Here is a 7,751-nt window from a genome sequence, read left to right as displayed (position 1 = left end):
GCTGAGTGGCTGAAAGCGATCGCCTGCTAAGCGATTGTACGCCCCAAAAGGTGTACCGGGGGTTCGAATCCCCCTCTCTCCGCCATTTATAACGGAACAGCGCGCGCCCATGGCTCAGCTGGATAGAGCGTCGGACTACGAATCCGAAGGTCCCTGGTTCGAATCCAGGTGGGCGTGCCAGAAATAAAAAGGGTTACAGAGTATCAGTCTGTAGCCCTTTTTAGTTGGCAGCGTTTTCAGAATATGCCATATTCACATATTCCCAATAATTACAAACTGTTAGTGATCCCGCACAAAAAATTTGTAAATATATCACCCCGAATTCGAAAACATGTGGTACAAATACCGGAACCAGACCACAATCATATAAACGCAAACGGGTTTACTTTCATGCAATTTTTATCGGGGGTTTTATTATGAGAGAAGAACCTGCAGGATTTTCTGTTCAAGAAATGTCAAAGATCTTTCAGGACAAATTAACAACACCGGACGAGGCGGTTTCCGTTATCAGACCGGGGGACAAGGTTTTTATCGCGACCGCATGCGCAACACCACGAACATTGATCATGGCCCTTGAGAACCTGGAAACAAAGCCCGCTGATGTCCATCTGCTGCACTTTCTGACGGACGGTGCTGTTCCCAGAAAAGACGGTGTGCCGCATACGAAATATCATCATAGATCATTTTTCGTCGGGACCGATACCCGTGAGATCGTCAATGAAGGCCGGGCCGATTATGTCCCCATTTCCCTGCCGCAGGCATGTGCCCTGTTCCGGAGCGGCAGAGTGGTTCCCGATGTCGCTCTTATCCAGGTATCTCTCCCCGATAAACATGGACATGTGAGCCTGGGGGTATCCGTGGACATTACCAGAACCGCGGTGGAACAGGCGAGGACCGTTATTGCGGAGATCAATCCGAACATGCCGTGGACACTCGGCGACACGGTGATCCCCGTTGATTGCATAGACCACGCGGTCCTGGTGGATACTCCTGTTGCCGAATATACCCATCCCCATATAATGGATGCCATTTCGGAACAGATAGCCCGCTATGTTGCCAGGATCATTGAAGATGGTTCCACCCTGCAGATCGGGCTGGGGAGGATCCCCAATGAGATGCTCAAATATCTTGCCAACAGGAGGGATCTGGGGATCCACTCCGATGTCATAACCGAACCGATCATCGATCTTATCGAAGAAGGGATAGTAACCGGGAATGCCAAGACACTTCATAAGGGCCAGGTTGTCGCGAGCTATTGTTTGGGGACCAGGCGACTCTACGATTTTGTTGACAGAAACCCGACAGTGGCCTTTTATCCCATAGAATACATATGTGATCCCGCGATACTGGCCAGGAACAGCAAGCTTGTCTCCGTCACTCAGGCCTTTGCCATAGATCTTACGGGGCAGGTGTGCTCGGATCAGTTCGAGGGGGAATTTTACAGCGGTGTATCCACGCAGCCCGAATTTCTCCGGGGTTCTGCCGGATCACCCGGGGGAAAGCCCATTGTCTGTCTTTCTTCTATTACGGAAGACGGTGAAAACTCACGTATACGGCCGCTTTTGCATGAGGGGGAAGGGGTGACCATTTCTCGATCGGAGATCCACTATGTCATCACCGAGTATGGGACCGCCTATCTATTTGGAAAATCCATCCGTGAGCGGGCCCTTTCGCTTATCGAGATCGCGCACCCGGATTTCCGCCCCTGGCTGCTGGAAGAGGCGAAAAGGCTTGGGTATGTCCGCAAAGACCAGGTTCTGAAAAGCAGGGGTGCCTATCCGCATGATGAAGATCGTGAGATCGAGCTGAGGAACGGCACCAAGGTTTTGATCCGGCCGGCCAGGGCAAGCGATTACAGCGGACTTCAGGACCTGTTCTATCATCTCAGTCCGAAAGATGTTATTACGCGGTTTTTCACCAAGCTCAACTCTCTTTCCGAATCAAAGGCGCAGCATCTGTGTAACGTGGATTATGAGCATGAAATGGCCTTTGTCGCGGTCACCGGTGAAAAAGAAGAAGATGAATGTGTTGTCGGCAGTTCCTGTTACTATATGGATCAGGCGACCAGGCTTGCCGACATAGCATACATGATCCGGCCCGAGTGGCAGGGACAGGGGCTTGGTTCCTGCCTGCAGGATAAAATGATCGAATACGCGAAATCAAAAGGGATCCGCGGATTTACCGCGGATATCCTCACCGAGAATGAAAAAATGATCAAGCTGGCTTACAAGTGCACCAACAATGTCTGTACGTCGCCACCGAGCTATGGCAGCTATGAGGTGACCATGATGTTCGAGAACTAGGTGCGGATGCCTGTCGGTGACAAGGTGCCCGGACCTGTCTTCAGCAGCCCGGATCTGATGTGACGGACGTTTTTCGAGACACGGAGGAACTGAGGAACATTGTATGGAATTCAAACTACCCGCGCGAAACAACAAAAAGCTGCAGCTTTTAATAAAGCGGATCAACGCTGATAAAGAACTGTTTCAGATCTGGAAGTGCGCGAACGTCAACGCGGTTGACCGTTCCGGAATCAGCGATCATGGAGAGGTACATATTCGTATCGTAGCAAATGCCGCCCTGCGTATACTCCGCTTATTGGTCGAAGGAGGAGTAGAACCGAGTGTGGTGAAAGATCATGGCCTGACCGCTGGAGATGCGGAGCTGATCGTCGTATTGGCGGCATGTTTCCACGATACCGGCATTTCGGTGCATCGTGATGATCACGAACGGTACAGCCTCTTTATCGCGTTTCGGAAAGTGCGTGAACTGCTGGAGGGGCTCTATGACGAACCGGATCTGACAATCATGGTTTCAGAAACACTCCATGCCGTGGTCGCCCATGACGCGGATGAAGAATGCCTGACCATCGAAGCGGGTGTTCTTAAAGTCGCCGACGCGCTCGACATGACGGAAGGCCGTTCACGGATACCCTTTGAAGCGGGAAAAGTGAACATTCATTCCATATCCGCGCAAGCCATCGCGGGAGTGAATATTGAAAAAGGACAAACAAAACCCGTACGTATTGGAATCAAGCTTGTTAACGCGGCGGGGATCTATCAGATCGATGAACTGCTGAAGAACAAACTGAAACATTCTTCTCTGACGCCGTTCGTGGAAGTTACCGCTTCGATCGAAGGCGAAGCGGAGCGCCGGTTATTTGACTCCTACAAAATGTAGGTGAAGCAAGATACGGCTTTCACAGTGTCTCTCGGCCCGATGATCGGTCTACTCCCGCTTTTCAGATGATATTGATACTGTGAAAATAATTTGATACACAACAACACTTTCAGGTTTCAAGTGACCTTTACCTTTTTTTCAATGTGTTCAATACATGTTGTGAACACTCAGTTGTCGGCAAGGATAGAGCGGAATGGGCGATATCAGAATAGGGCTCGTTGCCCCGTATAAAAAATTAGTAAGTGAAGCAAAAAAAATATCGAAGAAGAAGGGGGTCTGTCTATGGGCTATTTATGCCGCCATAGAGGAGGCCATTGCAACAGCACGGAAAATGGAAGCAGAGGGTATCGACGTCATTGTTGCACGTGAAGGGACCGATTCGATAATAAAAGAACATATCAACATTCCCGTTGTCCCTATTAAGATAGGCAGCATGGAGGTTTTAAAGGCCATATTGAAAGCCGGTGAGGTAAAGGAAACCCTGGTACTTGGAAATTTTCGCGGTATTCATAAGGATATTGCAACACTAGAAAAAGTTCTCGGCAGAGAGATCCTGGAATTCAAATTTGAAACACGAACAGAGCTGAACAATAAAATTAATAAATTGAACAGTGAAAGACATGCTATCGTTGGCGGCGGCCTGACCTGCGATATTGCCGGTGAGCATGGATTCAGGACGATACTGGTTGAATCGAGTGAGGAATGGATCGAATACGCACTGGACAATGCGTATAAAGTGGCGTGGTCGAAATTGGACGAAAAACAAAAAAGGATTCAATTATTAACGATCGTGAATGAAACGGAAGAAGGAATTATCGCCATTGATATCCATAAAAAGATCACTGTGTTCAACACCGTTTCGGAACAGATATTCAAAATCCCCGGTCATGACGTATTGGGAAAGTATAATGATTTTGTCCTCAAGAAAACCGGGCTTTTGAAGGCGATCACCAATAATAATGAATATGAATCTATTGAAAGCATCAACGACAAGAACGTAATTATCCATTCGGTTCCAATCAAACTGGATGGAATAAATTTTGGCGGGGTCTGTTCCATTCACGAAGCTGACAAAGTTCAGAAGATGGAAGAGGATATCAGGTTCTCACTCCACGCAAGAGGATTGACGGCAAAGAACTTCACCTTTGATGATATTTTGGGGAATCATGATTCCATAGTGGAAACCATAGAAAAAGCGAAAAAGTTTTCAGCGACGGATTTTACAATTTTAATAACCGGGGAGAGCGGTACCGGCAAAGAGCTTTTTGCACATAGCATCGTTAATGAAAGCAAGCGGAAAAAAGGACCTTTTATCGCCATAAACTGTGCCGCAATTCCTCCGAATCTTCTTGAAGCCGAATTGTTCGGCTACGAGGAAGGATCGTTCACAGGTGCAAAAAAGGGAGGGAAACCCGGCTACTTTGAAATTGTTCACAATGGTACGATATTTCTTGATGAGATCGGGAAACTCAATTTTGATGTCCAGGGGCGCTTGCTGAGGGTAATAGAACAGAAGGAAGTAATAAAAGTCGGTGGGAACCAGGTCATCCCCGTGAATGTGAGAGTGATCGCTGCAACAAATGAGAACTTAGGGGAAAAGGTAGCCGAGGGAAGCTTCCGTGAAGATCTCTATTACCGTTTGAATGTCCTTCATCTCTATGTTCCTCCGCTTCGTGACAGAATAGAAGATTTATATCCGATCACCCTGCATATCCTCGATACATTTCATGTGTCTGAATATAATAAAAAAATAATTACCCTGGCGCTTCGGGAATTTTCAAATTATCCCTGGAAAGGCAATGTCAGGGAATTGTCGAACGTATTAACGCAATTAGTAGTTCTTATGGGAGAAGGAAATACCTTGTCCTTTGGTGTTGTAAAAGCAATGTTGCGGGAGATCATATATGGCGTTAAACAAGACAAGTTTGAAACAAAAGAAACGGAGGGGAAAACAAGGACCTGGAAAAGGGTGAAACCAGCAGATGAAGAAACGGAAGCGGAAATTTTAACGTCCCTCCTAAAGGAAAAAAATATGAACATGGGGCAGCTTGCCAAATCAATTGGTGTCAGCCGTTCGGCCTTATGGAGGAAATTAAAAAAATATAATCTCGCCTGATATACATATCCTTCCTTTTTTTCTTTTCACATCTTCCCTATCACAATAAAGCGATCATTCCGATACATTCCTCTTTAACCTCCTATTTGAGAAATTCTCAATTTCTGCCCGGGATTCCTTCATTTTCAAAGTGGTTTCTACCTGCGCTGGCGTGGTTGTGATCATGACAGGTCAAAAGTGGTTAGAGGTCGCCAAAAGTGTTTCATGTCCATAGAATTGAAACAGCATGATGTCTCATTTTGAATATAATGAAACACAACATAGTAAGTTCATTATCTGTGAACGTACAGTTAAATCAAACAAATACCTTTCAATAGTGCATTTGGCATATCAATTGCTCAATAGTTTTTCACGCTACCGACTCTATCTAAAATTGTGGCAATTTTTAAAAAAGCAATGCCGGAAGGGAGACTGTTCCATGAATTTGTATGAGCATCAGGCAAAATCCGTATTCGCGAACCATGGAATTCCGATACCAAAAGGATACCTGCTATCAGACGAGCAGGAAATAAATGAGGCACATGCATCACTGGGTGATGATGCATTTGGGATCTTGAAAGCTCAGGTGCTTACGGGAGGAAGAGGCAAGGCCGGCGGTATCAAAGTTGTCGATTCGATCGAACATGCCCATGAGACATTCCTTGCCATTAAAGGAATGCACATCAAAGGATTACAGGTTGAAAAGATCCTTCTGGAGGAAAAACTCAATATACAGAACGAGTATTTTTTAAGTTTTACCATAGATCCCGACGCCCAATTACCCGTTCTTCTGATCAGCCCGAAAGGAGGAATGGATATTGAAGAGGTTGCGAAGAATTTCCCTGATGCATTGGGTAAGTATATCATTGATCCGAAACGGGGATTGCCTTCCTACGCGGTTATTGGTCTTCTAAAGTCACTGGATTTTCCAAGAAATGTCTGGAGCCAATTCGTTGCCATCGCCCTCAATCTTTATGAAGTCTTCAACGACAGTGAGGCGACACTGGTGGAAATCAATCCTTTGGTTGTTACCCGGGATAATTCGCTTATCGCTGCTGACGGGCGGTTGAACGTCGATGATAACGCCCTGTTCCGTCACCCGGAAATAGCGGCATTCAAGGGCCAGTTCAAGGAAATGGTCTTGCGGGAAAAAGGTGTTGATTATGTGGATCTTGGCGATGGTGAAGTCGGTCTGCTGTGCGCAGGTGCAGGCATGACAATGCTGACGATGGACCTGATCCAGCAACTAGGTAGCAAAGCGCGGTGTTTCATCGACATGAGCCACGGAATCAACCCTGAGGGTTTCAAGACGGCTCTTGAGGTTTTATATTCCGACCCAACGGTTGTTTACATTCTGCTCAACATGTTCGGCGGTTTGACCAGGATGGACGAAGTGGCCACGTCGTTGCTGGAAGCTATCGATTCCATGGAACAGGCGTCCTCAAAGCCGATAATCATGCGTATTCAGGGAACGAATGCAGAGGAAGGACAGAAAATATTAAAAGATGCAAAATATGACGTGTACTCGGAACTGGGAGATACGCTGAACTGTTTGAAGAGAATGCTGGAGGCAAGACAATGAGTATCCTTGTAGATAAAAATACGCGCGTTGCCGTTCAGGGAATAACAGGCAAGCAAGGGTCATTTCATACGAAATTAATGTTGCAGGAAGGTACGAACATTGTGGCGGGTGTGGTTCCGGGGAAAGGCGGACAGGATTTTGAGGGAATTCCCATCTACGACACGATCCTCGAGGCAAAAATATCCCAGGATATAGAAGCCTGTATCGGTTTCGTTCCACCTCGCGGGGCGACGCAGAGCATCCTCGATGCCATTGATGCTGGTGTTGCAGTGATCGTCAATATCGCCGACGGTGTTCCGATACGCGACATGATGAACATCAGGATGAAACTCGATGGCACAAGATCCTGGGTGATCGGACCGAATACCCCCGGTCTGATCACACCCAGGCAGTGCAAGCTGGGCATCATGCCCTCGCGGGCCTATGCGCCGGGCCCGATCGGCGTAATGAGCAGGAGTGGGTCCCTTTCTTACGAAATATGTGATGAGCTGAGCAAGGCGGGTCTCGGTCAAACAACGGTGGTGGGCATTGGTGGGGATAGAATTCCCGGTACGAGTTTTGACAAATTGATACCGCTTTTTGAGAACGATCCTGAAACAAAAGGAATTGTTATAATTGGAGAAATCGGCGGTTTGGCTGAGGAAAAAGCAGCATCGGTCATTCAGGAAATTGGAACAAAACCGGTAGTCGCTCTCATGGGAGGAAAAAGCGCGCCTCCGGGAAAAGCGATGGGTCATGCCGGCGCAATCATCACACAGGGAAAAGGAACATTTGAATCAAAGATGGAAGCCTTTAATGCCGCTGGTGTACAGGTCATGCATACACCGAAAGATGTTGTAAGGGCGCTTCTTGAACTTCTATAAGCCCATGGACGCGAACAATGAAATACGAATG

The 7,751-nt window shown here is 47.2% G+C and carries 5 protein-coding genes and 1 tRNA gene; all 6 read left to right on the top strand.

Annotated features, from left to right (window positions below):
• Window positions 1-103 precede the first annotated feature (103 nt).
• A tRNA-Arg gene (locus tag JXO48_05465) sits at window positions 104-180 on the top strand.
• Window positions 181-416: 236 nt separating this feature from the next.
• The gene (locus tag JXO48_05460) at window positions 417-2,303 is read left to right on the top strand and encodes a GNAT family N-acetyltransferase (GenBank protein MBN2283319.1); all 1,887 of its coding nucleotides are present in this window, start codon (window positions 417-419) and stop codon (window positions 2,301-2,303) included.
• A 103-nt stretch (window positions 2,304-2,406) separates the two neighbouring features.
• Window positions 2,407-3,180, top strand: coding sequence for an HD domain-containing protein (locus JXO48_05455; protein ID MBN2283318.1), 774 nt, complete (start codon window positions 2,407-2,409; stop codon window positions 3,178-3,180).
• A gap of 193 nt (window positions 3,181-3,373) precedes the next feature.
• On the top strand, window positions 3,374-5,296 hold the full coding sequence (locus JXO48_05450; protein MBN2283317.1) for a sigma 54-interacting transcriptional regulator: 1,923 nt from the start codon (window positions 3,374-3,376) through the stop codon (window positions 5,294-5,296).
• Window positions 5,297-5,714: 418 nt separating this feature from the next.
• Window positions 5,715-6,857, top strand: coding sequence for a succinate--CoA ligase subunit beta (sucC, locus tag JXO48_05445; protein ID MBN2283316.1), 1,143 nt, complete (start codon window positions 5,715-5,717; stop codon window positions 6,855-6,857).
• Complete coding sequence (sucD, locus tag JXO48_05440) at window positions 6,854-7,720, top strand: succinate--CoA ligase subunit alpha (GenBank protein MBN2283315.1); 867 nt, start codon at window positions 6,854-6,856, stop codon at window positions 7,718-7,720. Before sucC ends, sucD begins: the two co-directional genes overlap by 4 nt.
• Window positions 7,721-7,751 lie beyond the last annotated feature (31 nt).

This window comes from Deltaproteobacteria bacterium, from assembly GCA_016933965.1.
Taxonomy (GTDB): domain Bacteria; phylum Desulfobacterota; class Syntrophia; order Syntrophales; family UBA2210; genus JAFGTS01.
The sequence above is the reverse complement of the archived record's forward strand: the minus strand, read 5'-3'. Positions and strand labels throughout refer to the sequence as shown.

Bases quoted from the DNA above. Each gene is read 5' to 3' on its own strand.
- sucD (MBN2283315.1), top strand. From the start codon at position 6,854: ATGAGTATCCTTGTAGATAAAAATACGCGCGTTGCCGTTCAGGGAATA.
- sucC (MBN2283316.1), top strand. From the start codon at position 5,715: ATGAATTTGTATGAGCATCAGGCAAAATCCGTATTCGCGAACCATGGA.
- JXO48_05455 (MBN2283318.1), top strand. From the start codon at position 2,407: ATGGAATTCAAACTACCCGCGCGAAACAACAAAAAGCTGCAGCTTTTA.
- JXO48_05460 (MBN2283319.1), top strand. From the start codon at position 417: ATGAGAGAAGAACCTGCAGGATTTTCTGTTCAAGAAATGTCAAAGATC.
- JXO48_05450 (MBN2283317.1), top strand. From the start codon at position 3,374: ATGGGCGATATCAGAATAGGGCTCGTTGCCCCGTATAAAAAATTAGTA.